General features: G+C 54.3%; 16 protein-coding genes. 3 read left to right on the plus strand and 13 right to left on the minus strand.

What is annotated here, in order from left to right; translation table 11 throughout:
* Positions 1 to 192 precede the first annotated feature (192 nt).
* The 7 genes from Pr1d_RS07525 to Pr1d_RS07555 all read right to left on the minus strand — a co-directional run bounded on the left by Pr1d_RS07525 (position 193) and on the right by Pr1d_RS07555 (position 8,890).
* The gene (locus Pr1d_RS07525) at positions 193 to 1,488 is read right to left on the minus strand and encodes a hemolysin family protein (RefSeq protein WP_148072962.1); all 1,296 of its coding nucleotides are present in this window, start codon (positions 1,486 to 1,488) and stop codon (positions 193 to 195) included.
* On the minus strand, positions 1,485 to 2,060 hold the full coding sequence (gene ybeY / locus Pr1d_RS07530; RefSeq protein WP_148072963.1) for an rRNA maturation RNase YbeY: 576 nt from the start codon (positions 2,058 to 2,060) through the stop codon (positions 1,485 to 1,487). The genes Pr1d_RS07525 and ybeY overlap by 4 nt, the downstream gene beginning before the upstream one ends.
* A gap of 47 nt (positions 2,061 to 2,107) precedes the next feature.
* Positions 2,108 to 4,378 (minus strand): HD family phosphohydrolase, encoded by a 2,271-nt coding sequence (locus Pr1d_RS07535; protein ID WP_148072964.1) that lies wholly within the window; start codon positions 4,376 to 4,378, stop codon positions 2,108 to 2,110.
* Between the two features lie 66 nt (positions 4,379 to 4,444).
* Positions 4,445 to 5,389, minus strand: coding sequence for a PhoH family protein (locus tag Pr1d_RS07540; protein ID WP_148072965.1), 945 nt, complete (start codon positions 5,387 to 5,389; stop codon positions 4,445 to 4,447).
* A gap of 383 nt (positions 5,390 to 5,772) precedes the next feature.
* Entirely contained in the window at positions 5,773 to 6,684 is a 912-nt protein-coding gene (locus Pr1d_RS07545; protein WP_168205113.1) for a phosphatidate cytidylyltransferase, read from the minus strand.
* Positions 6,685 to 6,780: 96 nt separating this feature from the next.
* Positions 6,781 to 7,557 carry an isoprenyl transferase gene (locus Pr1d_RS07550; RefSeq protein WP_148072967.1) on the minus strand — a complete coding sequence of 259 codons (777 nt, stop codon included), beginning with the start codon at positions 7,555 to 7,557 and terminating at the stop codon, positions 6,781 to 6,783.
* Positions 7,558 to 7,573: 16 nt separating this feature from the next.
* Complete coding sequence (locus Pr1d_RS07555; RefSeq protein WP_148072968.1) at positions 7,574 to 8,890, minus strand: adenylosuccinate synthase; 1,317 nt, start codon at positions 8,888 to 8,890, stop codon at positions 7,574 to 7,576.
* Positions 8,891 to 8,981: 91 nt separating this feature from the next.
* Between Pr1d_RS07555 and Pr1d_RS07560 the strand changes: the two genes are divergently transcribed.
* Together Pr1d_RS07560 and Pr1d_RS07565 are read left to right on the plus strand one after the other, a co-directional pair.
* On the plus strand, positions 8,982 to 9,575 hold the full coding sequence (locus tag Pr1d_RS07560; RefSeq protein ID WP_148072969.1) for a DUF456 domain-containing protein: 594 nt from the start codon (positions 8,982 to 8,984) through the stop codon (positions 9,573 to 9,575).
* A gap of 66 nt (positions 9,576 to 9,641) precedes the next feature.
* Positions 9,642 to 10,490, plus strand: a complete 849-nt coding sequence (locus tag Pr1d_RS07565; protein ID WP_148072970.1) for a sugar phosphate isomerase/epimerase family protein — start codon at positions 9,642 to 9,644, stop codon at positions 10,488 to 10,490.
* Between the two features lie 165 nt (positions 10,491 to 10,655).
* On the opposite strand, the gene Pr1d_RS07570 is transcribed toward Pr1d_RS07565, so the two are convergent.
* The 5 genes from Pr1d_RS07570 to Pr1d_RS07590 all read right to left on the minus strand — a co-directional run bounded on the left by Pr1d_RS07570 (position 10,656) and on the right by Pr1d_RS07590 (position 15,979).
* A complete protein-coding gene (locus Pr1d_RS07570) occupies positions 10,656 to 11,591 on the minus strand; it encodes an endonuclease/exonuclease/phosphatase family protein (RefSeq protein ID WP_148072971.1) in 936 nt (311 codons plus the stop codon).
* A gap of 475 nt (positions 11,592 to 12,066) precedes the next feature.
* Positions 12,067 to 13,782, minus strand: a complete 1,716-nt coding sequence (locus Pr1d_RS07575; protein ID WP_148072972.1) for a flagellar basal body P-ring protein FlgI — start codon at positions 13,780 to 13,782, stop codon at positions 12,067 to 12,069.
* Positions 13,783 to 14,062: 280 nt separating this feature from the next.
* Positions 14,063 to 14,302 (minus strand): membrane protein insertion efficiency factor YidD, encoded by a 240-nt coding sequence (yidD, locus tag Pr1d_RS07580; RefSeq protein WP_148072973.1) that lies wholly within the window; start codon positions 14,300 to 14,302, stop codon positions 14,063 to 14,065.
* Positions 14,299 to 14,679, minus strand: coding sequence for a ribonuclease P protein component (rnpA, locus tag Pr1d_RS07585; protein WP_168205114.1), 381 nt, complete (start codon positions 14,677 to 14,679; stop codon positions 14,299 to 14,301). The genes yidD and rnpA overlap by 4 nt, the downstream gene beginning before the upstream one ends.
* 343 nt (positions 14,680 to 15,022) lie before the next feature.
* On the minus strand, positions 15,023 to 15,979 hold the full coding sequence (locus tag Pr1d_RS07590; RefSeq protein ID WP_148072975.1) for a DnaJ C-terminal domain-containing protein: 957 nt from the start codon (positions 15,977 to 15,979) through the stop codon (positions 15,023 to 15,025).
* A 185-nt stretch (positions 15,980 to 16,164) separates the two neighbouring features.
* Between Pr1d_RS07590 and Pr1d_RS07595 the strand changes: the two genes are divergently transcribed.
* Positions 16,165 to 17,691 carry a CehA/McbA family metallohydrolase domain-containing protein gene (locus tag Pr1d_RS07595; RefSeq protein WP_148072976.1) on the plus strand — a complete coding sequence of 509 codons (1,527 nt, stop codon included), beginning with the start codon at positions 16,165 to 16,167 and terminating at the stop codon, positions 17,689 to 17,691.
* Positions 17,692 to 17,712: 21 nt separating this feature from the next.
* Here Pr1d_RS07595 and ppk1 read toward each other — a convergent pair whose 3' ends face one another.
* Positions 17,713 to 19,899, minus strand: coding sequence for a polyphosphate kinase 1 (gene ppk1 / locus Pr1d_RS07600; protein WP_148072977.1), 2,187 nt, complete (start codon positions 19,897 to 19,899; stop codon positions 17,713 to 17,715).
* Positions 19,900 to 19,994 lie beyond the last annotated feature (95 nt).

Consider the following 19,994-nt stretch of genomic DNA (forward strand, 5'->3'; position numbering starts at 1 on the left):
CGACTCAATTGAGTGGAATCAAGAATTACGTGCTGTGGGAACTTCTAGAAGCCGTCTTGCACTGCTAGCAATCTCCGGATGACTTGAAAGGTAGGCAGGAACGAGTATCACGAGTTCCGGCAATTCGTGATTTTGCAGATATCACGCCGGAACTGCGCACGGCTTGTTCCTGCCTACCCCATTGCTAAGTTCTCACGCACTCTCGCGCTGGTCGTCTCCCAGTCGCTGCACTCGCACCCGCTCGATCCGTCGGCGGGTTGCTTCCAGTACGTGGATCTCCACCTGCTCTTGCCAGATGAGCGATTCGCCTGCCACAGGGACCCGGCCAAGTTCGCTAAATACGAGCCCACCAATAGTGTCAAAATCGGCGTCTTCGGGGAGTTGAATGTTGAGACGATCGTTGATTTCGTCGATGTGTGCCTTGCCAAGAGCTTCGCACGTGTTGTCGTCGATCTGGCGGATTTCCTCGGCAACTTCTTCGTCGTATTCGTCAATGATTTCACCGACGATTTCTTCTACCACGTCTTCGATAGTGACTAATCCAGACACGCCGCCATACTCATCCAATACCACGGCCACATGGGTCCGTAGTTGCTGCAGCATTTGCAGCAGATCGTGGACCGGTTTGGTTTCGGGGACGAACACCGGTTTACGGAGTAGTTCGCGAATTGGGGTTCGAGAGTCGATGTCGCCTGTCGCCAATTCGGGGAGCAGGTCTTTGGTGTAGAGAACGCCGATGATGTCGTCGCGGTTTTTGTCGTACACGGGGATACGCGTGTGACCTGTCTCGATTGCAGAGGCGATGAGTGCTTCCCAATCCAGATGGATCGAAAGCATGTTCATATCAGTCCGCGGGGTCATGATCTCCGCCACGTCGGCATCGCTCAGATCGATGACCCCTTCGATCATTTCGCGGGCTTCCTCTTCGAGCAACCCCTCGCGATGCCCTTCGCTGACGATCGTGCGAATTTCTTCCTCGATCCGCTCGTCTTCTTCATCATGGAGTTCCCGCCCGGCAAGGCGGTGCAACGTGATATCCAGCATATGGGCACCCCAGGTAAGGGGCGACACGACGACGGCCAACAGTTTCCACAATGGCCAGCTATGGTAAAGAAACTCTTCAGAAAATACACGCGCCACGGCACGCGAAACCCACACCATGGAAGTCACAAGCACAAGTGCTAAAACTGCTGCAGTTCCTAAAAGTGCCAATCCACTTGTAAGATCTGAGCCTCCCCGGGCGACTGTCCAAGCAGAGCCGGCAACTGCAGAAAACACCGCAAGCACCACCGAAAGAATCTCGATGCCCAATCCCACGCGGTCGTGTTCCTGCAGGATATTCGTAAAACGTTCTGGCTTTTCACGCCGCCGACAAATTTCTTCCAAGTCGTGTCGGGAGAATTCCCGAAGTGACCGCGCCGCCAGATTGCAGATCGTCGCCGCCACAATTGCTGCCAGCGTAGTCCAGAATAGTTGCAACGTACTCACGGCAACAACTCCTCACTCTGCCCAGCAACGTCCTCTGCTGCATGCTCCCAACGAGAGGCGTCCCTCGGCAGGGCAATGCCCAAGCGTCGGAGATATTTCAACTCTGCTGAGAGCATTTCGGCCTGGGTGTTGGACTGCTTGTCGCAGTAACCAACCAGATGTAATGCGCCATGAACGGCATAGAGCAACAACTCATCCTGCGACGACCAACCAGCTTCGGCAGCTTCGCGAATAGCCGTATCGGTACTCACGATCAGCTCGCCTTCGAGACATCCTCGTGAGTCTTCAAGCACAAAGCTCAATACGTCTGTCGAGTAATCATGATTAAGGAATTCGACGTTCAAAGCATGGATGGTCGGATCGTCGACCACAGCGATGCTTATCGAGGCCGTCGGATAAGAAGAATCAGCAAGCACCGCCTCAACTGCTGTGACAAGTCTCGCTTCGTCAATAGCCAGCGAGGACTGCTCGTTGGCAACCACTACTCGAAAGCTAGGTTCAGCAGGTTCAGACTCGCCTTCGGCAACTTCCTCAGGCTCTAAGATGTTTGCTTCTGTCCCGGTTTCGTTCATTCTGCTCACACAGATTCAATGTATGGTGCCATCACCAATCAGAACCTCTATGCCGTTTCCTGATCGGGATACTTTACTCGGCCGTGATAAACGGCCGTCAGCGATTTTACCAAACTTTCGCCAACCTTGCGCACCTCCTCCAAAGTCAGCCCACATTCGTCAAATTGCCCGTCCAACAACCGCTTCCTGGCCAATTGTTCCACGATATTCTCGATTCGCGAAGGCGTCGGCTCCTTCAAAGCCCGGCTGGCACTCTCGACGGCATCTGCCAGCATCAGCACGCCGGCCTCTTTGGTTTGGGGTTTGGGACCTGGATAGCGGAAAGAACTCTCGTCGATCTCCGCGCTATCAGGATTCTCATTACGTTTTTCGTTTGCTTGCCTGTAGAAATATTCGACCAGTGTTGTGCCGTGGTGCTGTTGGATGAAATCGATGATCTGTTCGGGAAGCTTATTTTGGCGTGCAAGGTCGGCACCGTCCTTAACGTGTGCAATAATAACCAGAGTGCTCATGGCGGGCACGAGGGTGTCGTGGCGATTCTGACCTTGAACTTGGTTCTCGATGAAATAACCCGGCTTGAGCATCTTGCCGATGTCGTGGAAATAAGCTCCCACACGAACCAGCAGTCCCCGCGCACCTATCGATTCTGCTGCCGCTTCGGCGAGCGAAGCCACCGTGATGGAGTGGTTGTAGGTGCCCGGAGCGCGACGAATTAGTTCTTGCAACAACGGATGGGCCGGGTCCCCCAGTTCGATCAAGCTTAAATCGGTTTGCACACCAAACACGCGCTCGACGACCGGCAACAACGCGGTCATCAGCGTTCCAGCAATCAAGGCCCACAATGCGAGCATCAAACCACTTGACCAGAGTTCGACTCGAGGTTGTCCATAGAGAGTTCCCACTCCAACAGTCGTCAGCAGGGCAACAACAGCCGAAACGGTCCCAACGGTAAGTAGCTTGCCCCGCGTCCGAACCTGACGAAGCACCAGGATGGCCCCCGTAACTGTCGCCATTAGTACCAGCGACTGCTGGAGATCGAGGCCGATAGAAACCGTGATCACTAGATTCACACTCGCCGCCAACAGGAGTGCCATTTCCTGCTGATAGGCAATCGCTACCGTCATGCCTAGAAGAAGCAGGGCGATTACCTCGGTTCCCCAAAGATATTGACTCACCAACCAAGCCAGCATGATTGTGATCACGAATAAGGTGAGCAGACAAACGAAGTTTGACAAATCGGAAATAGCCTGCGGTTCACGGATATGAATATAGAATCCACAGAGCGTGAAAATTGCCGTGTACATACCCAACACCGCAAAAATCCGTCTCAATCGTGCGCTCAAGCCTCGCTCGTCGATTTGCTCAGCGTATTCCAGTTTCAGTAAATCCAACTTGTCCGTTGTGATCGTTTCGCCTCCATTGACGAGGGTTGCTTCTCCTGAGTGAAACTGCTTGTTCACAATAGCCACGGCTGCCGCTGCTTCATCCTGCGCTTCATGTGTCGCATTCAGATTCAGAGTCAGCGTCGGCACCAAACGAGGCCGCAACCAGGCAAATACTTGCTGAGCTAATTCCACCGACGAAATTTTTTCGTTCAACGACTGTTGCAACTTTGAGCTAACATTTTTGATGAGAACGTCGGGGACATCACGCCCTGCTTCGGCAGAAAAGCCATCTTTCTCTCGCGTGCGAACAAAAATCTTCTCCAGATTGGCGTCGTGCTCCTTGGGAAGTTCCTCAAGCAAACCCCACTGTTCGAGAGGTTTCATCACTTCTGCCAACTTCGTGCTGAATGCCTCCAAGGCTTCTTCCGAGGAAAACGCCTCGCGGAATCGTTGGAACTGTTCTTCTTGTTCCTGGGGAGTTGGGTCGGGCGTCCCATCGGCAAGGGGGGGTTGAAATGAATTCCAAAGCTGAAGATCGACTTGCTCGAAATTCTCCGCTGCCAATAGTTTGGCAAGTTCCAACCGCAATTCTGCCCGCAATTGTTCGAGTGGTGCTGGATCTTGGTCGTAAACCGCCACGGTCAATCGCTTAGCCCGGGTGCGGGCTTCCTTCGTCGCCTCAAGATCGGGTTGCTCAAAATTGACGCTTGCGACGATATCCCGTTCGGGAACTTCATTGAGCCGATATCGAAACGGCGGATCCCAGCCGCGAGTAATGACTAGCAGTAAAACAGCGACCAGCGTACATAATGCAAGTCGCAATAGCACGGATCCACGCTGAAGTTGTCCGAGGAGATTCCCCCAGAAACCGGGAGGCAACTCCACCATGGCCACACGCTGTTGGCGATTGCGTTTCTTGGGCATCTGAGACATAAGCAAAATACTCGTTGCTAGGTTTGCAGGCAAAAAGCCCGGTTCACCAGCAGTTTACGCCGAAAGTCAGCGTTTCTTCTTCGAGCCCTCCTCATAGGCGCGGACAATGTCCTGAACCAACCGGTGGCGGACAATATCCTCGGTCGAGAGATGCACCTTAGCAAATCCATCAATATCACGCAGGCGCGATAAGGCGTCTATCAAGCCGCTCTTCGTATGCGGGGGTAGGTCGACCTGCGTCGTGTCACCCGAGACAACCACTTGCGATCCCTCGCCCATGCGGGTAAGAAACATCTTCATTTGAGCAACGGTGGTATTTTGAGCTTCGTCCATGATGATAAAGGCATCATTAAGTGTCCGACCACGCATGTATGCCAACGGAACCACTTCGATCACATCATCATCCATATAACGTTGGACCTGATCGCGGTCCATCATATCACTCAAGGCATCCAAGAGCGGGCGCAAATAAGGATTGATCTTCGCCTGCAAGTCACCAGGCAAGAAACCTAGACTCTCACCAGCCTCCACTGCAGGACGTACCAATACCACTTTGCGAATTCTCTTGGCCCGCAGCGCCTCCACCGCCGTTGCCACGGCTAGATACGTCTTGCCGGTTCCTGCCGGCCCGGTGCAGAAAACGAGTGCATTGTCGCGGATCGCTTGAAGGTAGTCGGCTTGCCCTCGAGTGCGCGCGTGAATCATCCGACCACCGCGGACACCAATGGGGTCGGCCCGATAGGGCTTCTCGCCACTCATGACTCGACGCACAACCTGTTGGACTTGGTCGGCATCTAGAGGCAAGTTGCGCGCGAGCAGCGTGCGGAGTTCTTCCAATACGGCAGTTGCTTTGATTACAGCATCTTCTTCGCCATGTACGAAAATTCTACCGTCGCGGGTGGAGATGTTCGCCGGAATCGATTCGCGGATCTGTTTGAGATGCTGATCCTTCGTCCCTAACATGAGAACGAGATTTTCTGGATCACCAACCGAGATGCTTGATTCTATCATGCACGCGCACGCTGCGTATCAGCAGCCGCTCTGAACCTTATGGACCCGGGGGTACTTATTCTTATTTGTGCTAGTTGGTCACGCCGGATAAATGACGAAGCCCAAAATGCTAATCCCGTTAGCCGCGAAGCGGAGCGCAAACGCAGCACAGCGCGGTCTGGGTAAATCGCTCTGCTGCGTGGGCGCTCCGCATCGCGGCTAACAAGTTGGGTAGTTCGCTATTTGTCATTGTCTTCTCACACCCTCAAATATACTCAATTGCCGCCTACCAGGGCCACCCAAACTCTCCCCAATCAGTATAAACACCTCACAACGTAGGGTTTATAGGGATTCTGACATTGCCGGCCGCCGACGACAGCTCTCTTGGACTGGGCTGAGTCGATCTACGGTCCTACCCAGCCACTGACCCACATCAAATAGGCCGCGGGCCCTGCGACAAGGAGTGAATCGAGTAAATCGAGTACCCCACCAAATCCTGGTAGCCAATCACTCGAATCTTTGACCCCCGCATCGCGCTTCAAAAGCGACTCGGCTAGATCGCCCAGCATACCCGCCAGGCCGACCACCACACCATAACCCACGGAACCGGCAAGCCATGTCAGCCCTTCATGGCTGCTTGCCACGCCCATCATGCGCGCCATGGGACCCAGACAAAAGAGCGCAGTCGCCACGGCGAGCACTAACCCGCCAGCTGCCCCTTCCCACGTCTTGCCAGGGCTCAGCACAGGAGCCATTTTGTGTTTGCCCCAAGTTCGACCTGCGAAGTACGCTCCGATGTCAGTAAATTTCACCACGGCGATCATCGAGAACAGCGCAAGCATGCCACCTCGCGAGACGTCACCATCTACCGGCAGTAGGCGCAATTGCACAAGAAATCCGAGCAGCCCCCCCAGATAAAGCACGGCAAAAGAGGCCAATGCGATGTTCATGATTGTCTTGCCCGATTGTTGATAGCGCAACATCTCCGCCACAACATTCACCACAAGACCTGCAATTAATCCCCCCGCGAGAAATCCAAGTTTGCCTACGGAGAAGTCCGTCGGCGGCATTTGCCAGGCGATCGGCACAGACGCCGCCAAGACCACGAGTAAAGTACTCGTATGCACGGCCCTCGATTGAGGCGTATGCCCAATTGCCCGGAACAGACGAATTAGTTCACCGGTAGCCAAGACACAAAGTGCAATGGCCAGTGGAAAAAGATAGATTCCCGGCCGCGTCGCATGGGCATCAAGCCAGCAAAGCCCCAACAACAGACTGACAAGCACGGTTCCAATGATGATTCGCCAACGAAGCAATATGATCCACTTTCTACTTTGTCATTCCGAAGGAGTTTAACGACTGAGGAATCTGGGCGGCAATACCTTATCGTAGAAACTGGATTCCTCAGCCGCCTAGGCTCCATCGGAAAGACCGTCCCCACACCCACTCAAACCGCCGAATTTGCGATTTCGCCCCGCGAAATCTACGATCGCCTCATGCAACGTTGCTTCATCAAATTCCGGCCAACACTTGTCTGTCACCCAAATCTCAGCATAGCTAATTTGCCACAGCAAAAAGTTGCTCACTCGCATCTCTCCCGCCGTACGCAGCAAGAGATCCGGGTCGTCGTTCCCAGCCGTGTAGAGATGGTCTGCGATCGTCTGCTCGTCGATTTGCTCTACCGCCAGTTCCTGGTTGGCGACTTCGCGGGCGATCCCTTGCACGGCGTCGACTATTTCCGCGCGGCTGCCGTAATTGATCGCCAGATTGAGCCACATGCCATTATTCTCACGACTCATCGACACGGTCTCATCGAGTTCCCGCAAAACTTGTTCGGGAATATTGTCTCGCCGGCCGACCATCCGCACCCGCAGATTGTTCTCCATGATCGTGGAGCGTTCCTCGATCATGTACTGCTCAAGCAGGTGCATGAGGAAATCGATTTCCTGTGCTGGACGCTTCCAGTTTTCACTCGACAGGCAATAGAGCGTGAGCTGCTTGATGCCCAGATTGGCACACTCTTCGGTGATCTTGCGAACGGTCTCTACCCCACGTCTGTGACCATCAATGCGTGGCAAATCTTGCCGTTGTGCCCACCTCCCGTTGCCGTCCATGATGATCGCAATGTGACGCGGCCATCGCTGGCGTGGCACGTTGGCAAGATTCGCAGGCAGACATTCCGCTGACATGACTCGGCCAAGGGTTTTACAACGAGGCGGCGACAGCACTTCCGTCGCCAACGGGAATCGTCTGGCAGCGATCCGGACCCACCGAGACCGTCTCGACAGGTATGCCGATCAGCTCACTGATGCGGTCCAAATAATCACGTGCCGCCTGTGGCAAGTCCTCCAGTGTGCGCACTCCAGAAAGATCTTCCTGCCAGCCGGGCAGCGACTCATACACAGGCACCACTTTGCGAATATCATCCACATGGCTGGGGAACCGGTCCGATTGCTTGCCATCGATCTCATAGGCTGTGCAGATCTTTAGCTCCTCTAGCCCACTCAAAACATCGAGCAACATCACGCAAATCGAGTCGACACCACTGAGTCGCGAGGTGTAGCGAATTGCCACAGCATCCAACCACCCACATCGCCGGGGCCGTTTGGTTACCGTGCCATACTCATTTCCCTGGTCGCGAATCCGCTGGCCAATCTCATTGTCTTGCTCTGTGGGAAACGGTCCGCCACCCACGCGTGTGGTGTACGCCTTCACGATGCCGATCACTTTGTCGATATAGCGCCCCGGCACACCGGAGCCATTCGAGATACCCACGCCCGAGCTATTGCTGCTCGTGACGAAGGGATACGTGCCGTGATCTACGTCCAACAAGGCACCCTGGGCTCCTTCGAACAGAATTCGCTTTCCACTCTCCGCTGCCGATAGCAAGTATTCGGTGGTATCTGCCACATAGGGCCGCAACCGCTCAGCGTATGCCCCATACTGTTTGATGATCGCTTCGGCATCCAAGGCCTCAAACTCGTCGGCGGGAAGCATCGCTGCGAGCAGGCGATTCTTCTCCGCGACATTGTGCCGCACTTGATTCGCAAACGTATCGCGATACATGTCGCCCAGTCGGACGGCAAACGACCGACCGACCTTATCTCGGTAGCATGGCCCAATGCCGCGTCCTGTCGTGCCAATGTTCTCGCCGTCGGATGTGTTGCGATCCATCGAGCGATCCTCGGCAAAGTGCCAAGGGAAGATCACATGTGCCCGGTCGCTCAGCAACAGATTATCGCTATCCTTAACGTTCCGTGAGGCCAACTCATCGAGTTCTTCGATGGCCTTTGCCGGATTGATGACCACCCCACCAGCGATTACGCAAGTCACTCCCGAGGTGAGCACGCCGCTTGGTAGCAGAGAGAGCTTATAGACTTCGTCCCCTGCGACGACCGTATGGCCGGCGTTTGCTCCGCCCTGATAGCGGACCACGATGTCGTGATCACGTGTGAGCAGGTCGACGATTTTTCCTTTGGCTTCGTCGCCCCATTGCAGACCAATAACACAAGTTCCAGGCACCTAATTTTCCTCCGCACAGAAAGATCCCACGAAATAGCTCGTGAAATCGCATAGCAAACAGCGACTTGCGTACTCCCGCCCGTAGCTTACGATGAACCAGCGACTCATTGTAACCAAACCGCCCTCCCCTGCCACCTCCATGGATACCTTCATTCACATCCTGGCTGCAATTCTCCTGCTCTCAGCGATGGCAGTAGGCTGGGTGCTTACGCTCGTGGGAATGCCGGGAAATTGGTTCATGGTCCTAGCTGCTGCAGGGTATGCGTGGATCGGACCGCAAACGGGTCTCATCCAGCTTGAGTGGAAAACCGTAATCGCCCTAAGTGTCCTAGCTATTATTGGCGAAATCGCCGAATTTGCCGCTGGCATGGTCGGTGCACGCCGTGCGGGGGGAAGTCGACGCGCAGCCGTTTTCTCGCTCATTGGCTCGCTGATCGGTGCCATCGGCGGTGCCACGATCGGCATTCCCATCCCCGTCCTCGGTTCTGCCGTGGCTGCCGTCGTGGGGGGAGCCTTGGGGGCCTTTGCCGGCGCAGCTTTCGCCGAACACACCCGTGGAGAACTGGCCGGCCAATCGCTTAAAGTAGGCCAGGCTGCCTTCTGGGGCCGGCTCCTCGGCACCGGTATTAAAACCGTCGTCGCCTCGATCATCGCCGCCGTAACCATCATCACCCTGGCAACTTGAACCACTTCCATCCTAGCCGAGGCCGATGGCCACGGTTCTAAAACTGCTCCAAAGGAACCCACTCAAATGAAATACGGTATGAACGTCCTCCTTTGGATCGACCATCTCGACGACTCCATCCTGCCAGTCCTGGAGAGCCTCAAAGCCATGGGCTACGACGGCGTCGAAGTCCCTCTGTTTCAACTCGACGAGGCCCATTCTCAATCCTGGGGCAAGCGGCTAGACGACTTCGGCCTGGAACGGACCGCCGTCACCGTACGAACCGCCGAGGACAACCCTATCAGCCCCAACGCAAAGATCCGTGCCGCCGGAGTCGCAGCCAATAAACGCACTATCGATTGCTGCCATGCCTTAGGAGTCCAAGTCCTCTGCGGTCCGTTTCATTCGGCAATCGGCGAGTTCAGCGGTGCCGGCCCGACTGCCGACGAGTGGAAGTGGGGTGTAGAAAGCATGCGCGAAGTCGCCGAATACGCCGAACAGGCCAACGTTGTTCTGGCCCCTGAAGCGGTCAATCGATTCGAGTGTTATCTCGCCAATTGCATGGTCGATCTCAGCCGGTTCGTAACCGAAGTGGATCACCCCAGCTGCAAACTGTTGTACGATACTTTCCACGCGAACATCGAAGAAAAAGATCCCGTTCAGGCGATCCGCACCTGCGCTCCACACGTGGGCTTGGTGCATATTTCAGAAAACGACCGCAGCACTCCCGGCCAAGGAAACGTCTGCTGGGACGAGACTTTCGATACCCTCAGAGAAATCGGCTACGATGGCTGGCTCGTCGTCGAAGCCTTCGGCCTCTGTCTGCCAAGAATCGCCGCCGCCACAAAGATCTGGCGCTCGATGTTCGAGAGCGAAGAGCAACTGGCCCGCGAGGCGCTGGATTTTATGCGTTCGAATGTCGCCCGCAGGTGGTAGACACGAGAACGACTTCCTCCCTCTGTAATAGCCGTCGGCGGAAGCCGAGGGTTGCTACGTGATCGAACGCCTCGCGATAATTGAAAATGGTCGGATCTCCCTTGCACTAATCATACCTGATGATAGGTGCAATGCAGATCACTCCCTTTTCTTGTGTATGGACATCTACTCAAATTCCACCACCAACCCTCGATGGTCCGACCCCACATACGGCCCCACCGCGAACCCTGTTACTTGTATGTCAGGACCCACCAGCACATGGTCAATTGGTAGGCCAAAAATCCCGATGGGAATTGGCAGCCATGTGACATGGAACCCTTGCCCCTCCATCGCATCGCGCAGGCCGGATTCTCGAATGAGACGGCGAAACCAATACGACCAGGGTGTGCAGTTAAAATCTCCCGCCACAATCGTACGGCCGTGTTCCGGTGTTTGAACCGCCTCCGCAATCCCCTCGAAATGGAGATTTCGCGATTTCCACTTGTCGTTGTTCATCGGCGAAATGGGGTGGACTGCAATCAAGCGGAGCCGCTTCCCATCGGGCAATTCAATCAACGCATCAAGTGAAGGGGTCGAATAAAGCTTCGAGAACGGTTTCAGCTCGCAACAGGCCCAGGGAATCTTGCTGTAAATCGAAATGCCGAAGTAATCCAACCGCGCGTAGGATTTGTGGTAAGGCCAAGTTTCGCCAAGTGCTTCATCCAGCGATTCGATCCACGACGCTCTCGTTTCCTGCAAGAGAATAAAATCAGGGTCCGTCTCCAAGATAAAGTCAATCACCTTGTCTTTCGCAGGATTGATCGCCAGCACATTCAACGAGAGTAGCCGATAGGTGCCGGTCCTCGTAGCACTACCCGATGGGAAGTAAAAAGGCCACAAAGTGGCCGTCAAACCTAGTGCCACAACGAGGCAAACAACTCCCCATCGACGGCGCTCCAACGCAAGCAGCAATACACCGCAAACTACCAGTGCGAACACCGCCTGAGAGCGAAGATGACTGCAGAGGTCCAGTAGCCAATTCCACTTGCCAAAGAAACCGGCGGTGACGACGGCTAGGGACAGCGAGGCAATGAATTGGAAAGGGATTGCCACGCGTTTCATGGTGGGATCATTAGTGAGAGGTAGGCTCAGTAAGACTCTGGATTACACTATACATCTCTCGAACGACGATCACCACTTAGGAGAATTCCCGTAGCAAGCGACACACCGAAAACAACGCAAGAAGAGTTATTTGGAAACCCTGCGCACGCAGTCCAGTCAAATGTAGCATTGCTACAGGAAGCAGCAAAGCAGAAAGAATGGCGTACTTCAACGTCGTAGCCTTGCCGTTGGATCTATCGGCCATGCGGATGCTCTTCAGCGGAAATAGAGACCTCCGAGTACACCGAGAAATCCCATCTCATTCTCGTGCATCAAGAACCGTAGTCCAAGGATTCCGCCAATCAATGCCCCGAAGACAATCACAACGGCAGGGCCACGCTTTTGGTACCGTCTGAATGACATTTCAACGCCAAATTGATTCCAGATAGATCTCTTTTTCCTCTGGAGGAATTCTAGCCTTCTACATTTGGCGCGACTACTTCCGACTAAACAACTCCGGCTCGGGCGTCTCGACGTTGAAGTTGTGGGAAGAATCTTCCTCCACTTCAAGTTCTTCGCTTTCCGGATCATCATCATGCTTGATTCGCTCACGGCCGATTTCCGGCAGCGCGTTTATGCGGAAGCGGCTCGTTAGGGCTCCGTTTTGCTTCGCCTGTTCAAGCATCTGGACCACGTCAGGGTAATCGCCACCCAGTTCGACGATCGCGCGGATGACTTCTTCGACGTCGGTCGAGACAACCCGTTGTTGTGTGGTCGAACCAAAGTTGCTCACCTTGATTTGGGCACCGCTAAGACCATTGACCAGGATGTTTGGTCCGGCATCCAATACCAACGGCAACTTGAGTTGATGGTCGAGACCAAAGAACACGATCTCCGGATGATGACTGCTGGTGACGTGAATCATTTGATCTCCAGGCAGATCGAGCTTATGAAACTGGAACTTGTCCTTCATGTTTTCCCCCACCAACAGCGAATCGTTAGGAGTCATCGCAGTCATCGCCCTGAACGCACCATACCGAGTTTCGGCGCTCTTGGCCGACAGAAGCGAGCGCAACGCCTCGTAGGCTGCCCCGTCGTCCATCGCACTCAGGGCTGCCAAGGCATTCACGCGGAAGGCTGGCTCGTCGCGCACTACTTTGGCCAAAGGATCGACCGCTTCTGTTACGTCGAGATAGGCGAGTGCCTCAGCAGCGTAGAACCTCACCTCGGGGTCGTCGCTTTCAATACCTTCAAGCAAAGCCTGCTTGGCTTGGTCGTCGCCAATGGCCTCGAGCCGAATCGCTGCCGTGGCCGTTGTCACGGGGTCCATCAATTGGTTTTTCAACAGTACAAGCCGTTCTTGCAGCTGACTGGGGGACTCGGTGATCGCGATGTTACGCACGACCCGCATATAACGCCCCACATTGTCTTTGTACCGAGGATGCACATCCAGTTCGATGAATTCATCCGTTTTCGGAATCGACATTCCCCGTTGCTGGCCATCCATGTAGCTGAAGAAGCGTTTGTTGATCGCTTTGCCGATGGTCTGACTCAAACGGACCGATTGGTGTTCGCTGTTGAGCACCAGTCCCAGGTTGCGGTCTTTGAGGGCAACACCACCACCCAGGACGCGTCCCTTGCGAGACAGCACCTTGTCTTCGTCGACGTCGGCACTTGGATCAACAAGAATCGGGCCTTTTGCCATTCCCAACAAGTGCCCTTTGCGAAGTTGATCTCCCAGTACAGCCGTTTCGGTAAGCCGCGTTTCCAACAACCGACCTCCGCGCAGGCTTGTCGTGCTACTGCGCGTGGGTGTGCGAATATCCAGGTCAAAATGATCGCCGGCTCGGATGCCAGGTCGCAGCAAGCCACGCACCAGCACCAGCCCCGTGTTGGGAGAGGCCAAGATTCTATTGGGATTCTCGACTTCTCGCCGATTCATTTCGGCAAGCACGGTCGCTCGCTGCGGCGAAGGAGGTGGATCCTCGCCCGTCCCCGCCAACCCGGTCACGAGTGCCACGGCCTCCACCTTCACGTAGCTCAAGCCATAGGGCTGAGTCGCGTTGCCCACGAGCTTCAATTCCGCCTTGGTCTCTTCCTCGGTGAGCTCTGGACTTTGCTGGCGCAGAATTGGACCCATGCAGCCGGTCCACGCCATGACGACAGAAATTGCGATGACCAGACTCAAACGGCTCGAGTGAATAGACCTCATGCCAACTATCTCCTAGGCGCTCTGCAGCGTTTTTTATTCTTGTCTCGATCCAGCAACGATCGCTTTGTCAACTTGGCAAGCAGCACGGCGCATTCCGCCGGTTCTGGCGAACTACCAGCGGCTAGCGTCATTCCGCCCACACTACTAACGAAGGGGGTCGAAGAATACGAGTCGTACCAAATGCGGTCAAGAGAGTCCTGCTTGCATCTCCCAATTAGCCGCGATGCAACGCATCGCCGGGCCGATCGAGTCACAGGCTGGAAGCCTGCGCCACGAGAGATCAAGGTGGGTCGTATCCACCGGGATGCCAGGGATGACAGCGTCCAATCCGGCGAAACCCCAGCAGAGTTCCTCTCACAGCACCGTGCTTTTTCACAGCTTCGATGAAATACACGCTACAAGTTGGTTCAAACCGACAGCATTGCCCCAGCAGAGGGCTGATTGTCCATTGATAGCACTTCACTGCGGCAATCAGCAGCACTGCTGGCACCTGACGGCAGATTCTCCACAACCGGTTCATGACGATGTCTTGCTAGCAGCTGCGAGTTTACGCTCGGCGCGCCCCGCCAGCCCACTGAGCGAAGCTTGCGCTTGTTCCAGTGAGGGGACTGTCGCGGGCTTGCCAGTGCGACGGGGAATGATGACCAAGTCAATTCCGCTAGGCAATTCGCTGCGCAGCAAACGAAAAGCCTCGCGTAGAATTCGTTTCCAACGATTCCTCATGACGGCATTTCCACATTTACGCGAGACAACCAACCCCAGCCGAGTCTCGTCACTAATCCCTTGCTCTGCGTGGAGCACCAGCAGGTCGTCGCTCACTATGCAATGCCGGCGAAAAACTCGGTCAAAATCCTCGGACTTTAAAAGGCGAGCCGACTTGGGCAGCTTGTTGGACATCGAGAGTAACATGCCTACTGCGAAAAGTTTGTGTCCTTGGATGGTTTGTCGCGAGAGATCACAGTTTCTATTCCCTCCTCTGGGAAATTATTCGCTGTGCCTGATTCGACCTGATTGGAGGGTCTTCTTCGAATGGGTTCGACATCAGTGGGCACCGCTGGTCCCCGACGAAACCTGCCCAACCTGCGAACCCAGTTAGCTCCAAGCATAGTTCCTACAATTAACAGCATGCCTAGCAATACAATTCCCAACAAAGCCATCAGCAAGATTGCCCGCAACGGTTGCGGAATCGTTGGCTCGCTCGATTGGGCCAGAAAAATCGCCGCTTGTACGTCTGGACCACTTACCATCGCAAATCTGACCGCGGATTCTCAGGGTACTTCTTCAATGTTTCCAGAACAGTCTCGCGGTCTGCTTCGTCCATGTTCTTGGGCAAGATGATTTGCACTTCTGCAAACAGGTCCCCCGGATCACCATTGGCAGGTTTTACCCCCTGGCCTTTTGCGCGCAGTTTGCTGCCGCTTGAAGTGCCAGGAGGGACTGTGAGCGCGATCGTGCCGTGGGGAGTGGGGACATCAATCTTGCCGCCTCCCATTGCTTCGGCCAAAGTGATCGGAACTCGCACGTCGAGCCGATTTCCTTGTCGTCGATAGTGAGGGTGGGGAGCTACGTTTACACGAATCAAGATGTCGCCAGCAGGTCCCCCTGTTCGGCTCGGCTCCCCTTTACCTCGAAGTCGAATTTTTTTTCCTGGAGCAATACCAGCTGGGATCTTGACTCGCAATGATTCTGTTTGGCCTGTTTCATCTCTCAGGGAGATTTCTGCCTCGCCACCCAGTACCGCCGTTGCAAAAGGGACCGTGATTTCATGCTCGATATTGCTACCGCGCGTGGGAGCACTTCGTTTATTGCGCTGCTTGAAGTTTCTGAAGAGATCAGCAAACCCCCCACCTCCAACGTCTGCACCACCACCGAAGAGATCATCCAGATTGACGTCAAACCCCTGCGGACCTCCTGGACCGCCGCCAGTACCCGCCCAGGGATTCGGACCCGGCCGCGGGCCACCTCCACCTCCAACTGTCTCGTAAGCGCTGCCGTAGCGATCGTACAACTCGCGCTTCTGAGTGTCATTTAGCACATCAAAGGCCTCCTGAACCCGTTGGAACTTCTCTTTGGCTTTTGTGTCGCCCGGGTTTAGGTCAGGATGATGCTTGCGGGCCATCTGGCGATATGCGGTGCGGATCTCATCCTGCGTCGCTTGACGGCTCACTCCCAATGTTTCGTAAAAGTCTTCAGCCATATTTCCAGCACATTGTTGGAACCGATTTAGTGATACTGTGAGAAGTTTCCATTCTACCTGTCTGAGCCATGATGGGTAGCGGCTTAGTCTACCCCTAGGCGTGCTAAACTAGAGATAAGCAAATTCGGGTGTTTTTTGCTTTCTCTGTATGACGCACGGCCCAAAAGCAAGCCAGAATAATCCCTATGATACGCAACGTCCCTCAAACCTTCACGCCAATTCTGCTGGTGCTGATGATAGCCAGTAGTCTACATGGTGCGAGATACGATGGCATGCTGACTGTGAATGCAGCCGACGAGAAGACAGGTCAGGCGATTCCCGTGCGGATGGAGCTCCGCAACTCGCATGGCAAACCTGTGAGAGTGCGACCAAAAGGCGCGATTGCACTCGATGGCTACCTCGTTTTTGATGGCTCGGTTACCCTGGAATTGAAGAAGGGAAATTATCAATTCTTTATCGAAGCAGGCCCGGAGTACCAAACCCGCCAGGGGCATTTTACGATCGAGCGCCACGCCGAGGACTCGACCGAAGTGCTACTCACTCGCCGCGTAAATATGCAGAACGAAGGGTGGTGGGCTGCAGATCTTGAAGTTTCGCAGGCTCTCAACGACATGCCCCTACTGATGCGAGCAGCGGGAGTCGACTTTGTGCCTGTGACGGTTGCTACCAATCTTCGCGGCAAGTGCAGTGAGATGAAATTGCGCGCCGGTGAATCCATCTCAGACCTATCCCCACCCTTCTTTGGCCCTTGGGCGGCGATTGACTATCGCCGCGGAGGCGGATTGCAATTGATCGCCAGCGAGAGCCCTTTTCCGGTTTGTGACAAGGACGCCGACGAATCCTCTCTCACCGTATCGCAGTCGGCCAGCGACCACGGTGACAAAGTGATCGCCTTAAGCCCCTTTGCTTGGGATCTGCCTATTTGGATAGCCTCTGGGAAACTCGATGCAGTGCAATTGATCCATAGGCATTCACTTCTCGACAATGTGATCGACAATGAAGATTGGGGATACCCCAGGAATAGGAAGCTGTACCCTGGTGCCATGGGCAATGGCCGCTGGAGCGAAGCGATCTACCATCACCTGCTCAATTGTGGCCTGCGGATTCCACCCGTTGCCGGTAGCGGCTCAGGAACGAACGGTAATCCGGTTGGCACGAACCGAGTCTATGCCTACTGTGAAGGAGACTTCTCCCGCGAGGCCTTTTTCGACTCCCTGCGCGCCGGGCAGGTGATGGTGACGAATGGGCCACTCCTGCGAACGAAGGTAGAGGGAAATCTTCCTGGCCATGTGTTTATGTTAGATTCTGGCCAGTCGCGAGAATTTCAGATTGCTCTGAGTCTTACTTTCTACGAGAAAGCCGCCGTTGAGTATTTGGAAATCCTCAAGAATGGAGAGGTAGTCCATCAAATTCGATTGCGGGATCTTGCAAAGAATCAAGGGCGATTGCCTCCGCTGAAATTCGATTCGAGTGGCTGGTTTGCAGTGCGAGCCATGACTGGCAATACCAAGAACTACCAATTTGCTACGACGGGCCCGTACTTCGTTCAAACAGACTATCAGCCTCGAGTGAGTCGACGCAGTGTGCAGTTCTTCCTCGATTGGCTCGAAGCTGCTGAACAAGAGTTTGCTGAAAAAGAAGCGGTGATCGTTGAAATCGCTGAAGCACGACGCTTCTGGACAGATTTGTTCGACAATGCCAACGCCGACTAGATTGCAGGCCTGAAGCCCAGGCTAGCTTGTTTTCTGAGGTTGTTCTTTGGGATTCTCTTCCGCCAGTCCATTGAAGGTCTCACTTGTCGCTACGACAGGATTCTCAATGAAGTTCGGCAATCCATTGAGTAGCTCGTTCTGTGATCGATGCTGCTGGTTTCCCTCAGAGACTGTCGCACGCACATACGTTCCATCTGCCTTAAGAATTCGTGCTCTCATGTTGTCGCGCAGATAGGTTGGGACAATATCCTCGCAGATTCGTTTGCGCAATTCAGAATCTTCAACGGGAAACATAACTTCAACTCGACGATCAAAGTTTCGCGGCATCCAGTCGGCGCTGCTGAGGAATACCTGCATTTTGTTGCCTTCACCAAACACCAAAATCCGGCTGTGTTCCAAGAAACGATCGACAATACTACGGACCTCGATGCTTTCCGAAATACCCGGCAGACCGGGTCGCAAACAACAGATGCCACGAATTACGAGCTCGATCGGCACTCCCGCCTGGCTTGCTTGATAAAGTGCTTCGATAGTTTCCCGATCAACGAGCGAATTGAGCTTAGCAAAGATTCTAGACTTCTTGCCAGCTCGGGCTCGCTGTGCCTGCTCATTGATTAGTTCAATCGTGCGCTGATGCATATCTCGTGGGGCCAAAATAAGTTTCTGCCATTCGTGACCTTGAGAGTAGCCTGTGAGGAAATTGAATAGAGCGGAAGCGTCTTCGGCAAACGCTTTGTCCGAAGTAAATAATCCTAAGTCAGTATAGAGTCGGGCTGTGGTTGGATTGTAGTTGCCTGTGCTGAGATGGACGTAACGTCGGACCTTCTTGCCCTCTTGTCGCACAACCATCGCCAGCTTGCAATGAGTCTTGAGATCCATGAAGCCGTAAACGACATGCACCCCAGCCCGTTCCATTTGCCGCGCCCAAATAATGTTGTTGGCTTCGTCAAATCTTGCTTTGAGTTCAACCAATGCAGTAACTTGCTTCCCGTTTTCGGCGGCTTTGATCAGGGCTCGAACGATCGGGCTGTCACCGCTGGTGCGATAGAGAGTCTGTTTGATCGCCAGAACATCAGTGTCCTCGGCAGCCTCCTCCACAAATCGGACCACTGGATCGAAGGAGTCGAATGGGTGGTGCAACAGAATGTCATGCTGGGCGATTTCGGAGAGCATACTCTCGCCACGGCGTAGTCTCACCGGCTGGCGAGGAATGAGGGGGGGATCCCGCAGATCGTTCTTTTCTATCAGACGGATCAGATCCCACATGCAGGTCATGTCGAGCATGCCCTGGATGTGATAGACATCAGAGTAGACGCGACCATCCACTTCGTCTCGGACGTGCAGGCTTTCTTCATTGACGAGCATCTCCAAGAGATCCTCTCCCATTCCGGCTTGGACTTCGAGCCGAACAGCTTCGGATTGTTGTCGTACACGAAGCCTCATTTCGATCGCGCGGAGCATGTCATCAGCTTCTTGCTCAAGCACGTCGATGTCCATGTCCCGCGTCATACGGAAAGTTGCGTGATGAGCAATCTCATAGCCGCCAAAGAGTTCCGGAAGTTTGGCAGCCAGCAAGTCCTCTAGCATGATGTATTTATTCTCGCCAGGTTCCCCTATGTCCACGAAACGTGGCAGAACAGTAGGCAGCTGGACGACAGCAAATAAATCGGCGGGTCCAACTCCTTTTGACCTTTGCAAGAGGGCAACCAGGTAGAGTCCTCGATTGTGAAACCGTGGACTGGGATGGCTCGGATCGATCGCCATTGGAGTGAGCACTGGAAACGCACGTTGTCGAAAGAATTCGTTGATTGTTTTGCGCTGAGATTTATCCAAATCTTTCTCAGCAAGAATGTGCACGTCATTCTTGGCAAGTTCTGGCAGAATCGCGTCATTAAGACAAGCATACTGATCGACTACCAATTGGCGAGTACGCTCGGTGATACGCTGTAACTGAGCCATGGGTGTTAGGCCATCGGCCGAGACATCTTGAGGTGCGACCCCACCAAAAGCTTGTTCTCGTAACCCCGCCACTCGAACCATGAAGAACTCATCAAGATTCGAGCTGAAGATGGCCAGAAACTTGGCGCGTTCCATGAGTGGATTCGAAGAGTCTTGGGCTTCTTCAAGAACACGCGCGTTGAATTCCAGCCAGCTCAACTCGCGGTTGATAAAATGTTCGGGTTGAAACGTATGAACAGGTGTGGTCATGCCCGATATTTTCTGGGAGTGGTCTGATGGACGAAAAGTTAACAAACCCTTCAATTATAGTTCATCCACATGAAGAAATGTGGAAGGCCTCATCC

It is taken from the genome of Bythopirellula goksoeyrii (genome assembly GCF_008065115.1).
Lineage (GTDB): Bacteria > Planctomycetota > Planctomycetia > Pirellulales > Lacipirellulaceae > Bythopirellula > Bythopirellula goksoeyrii.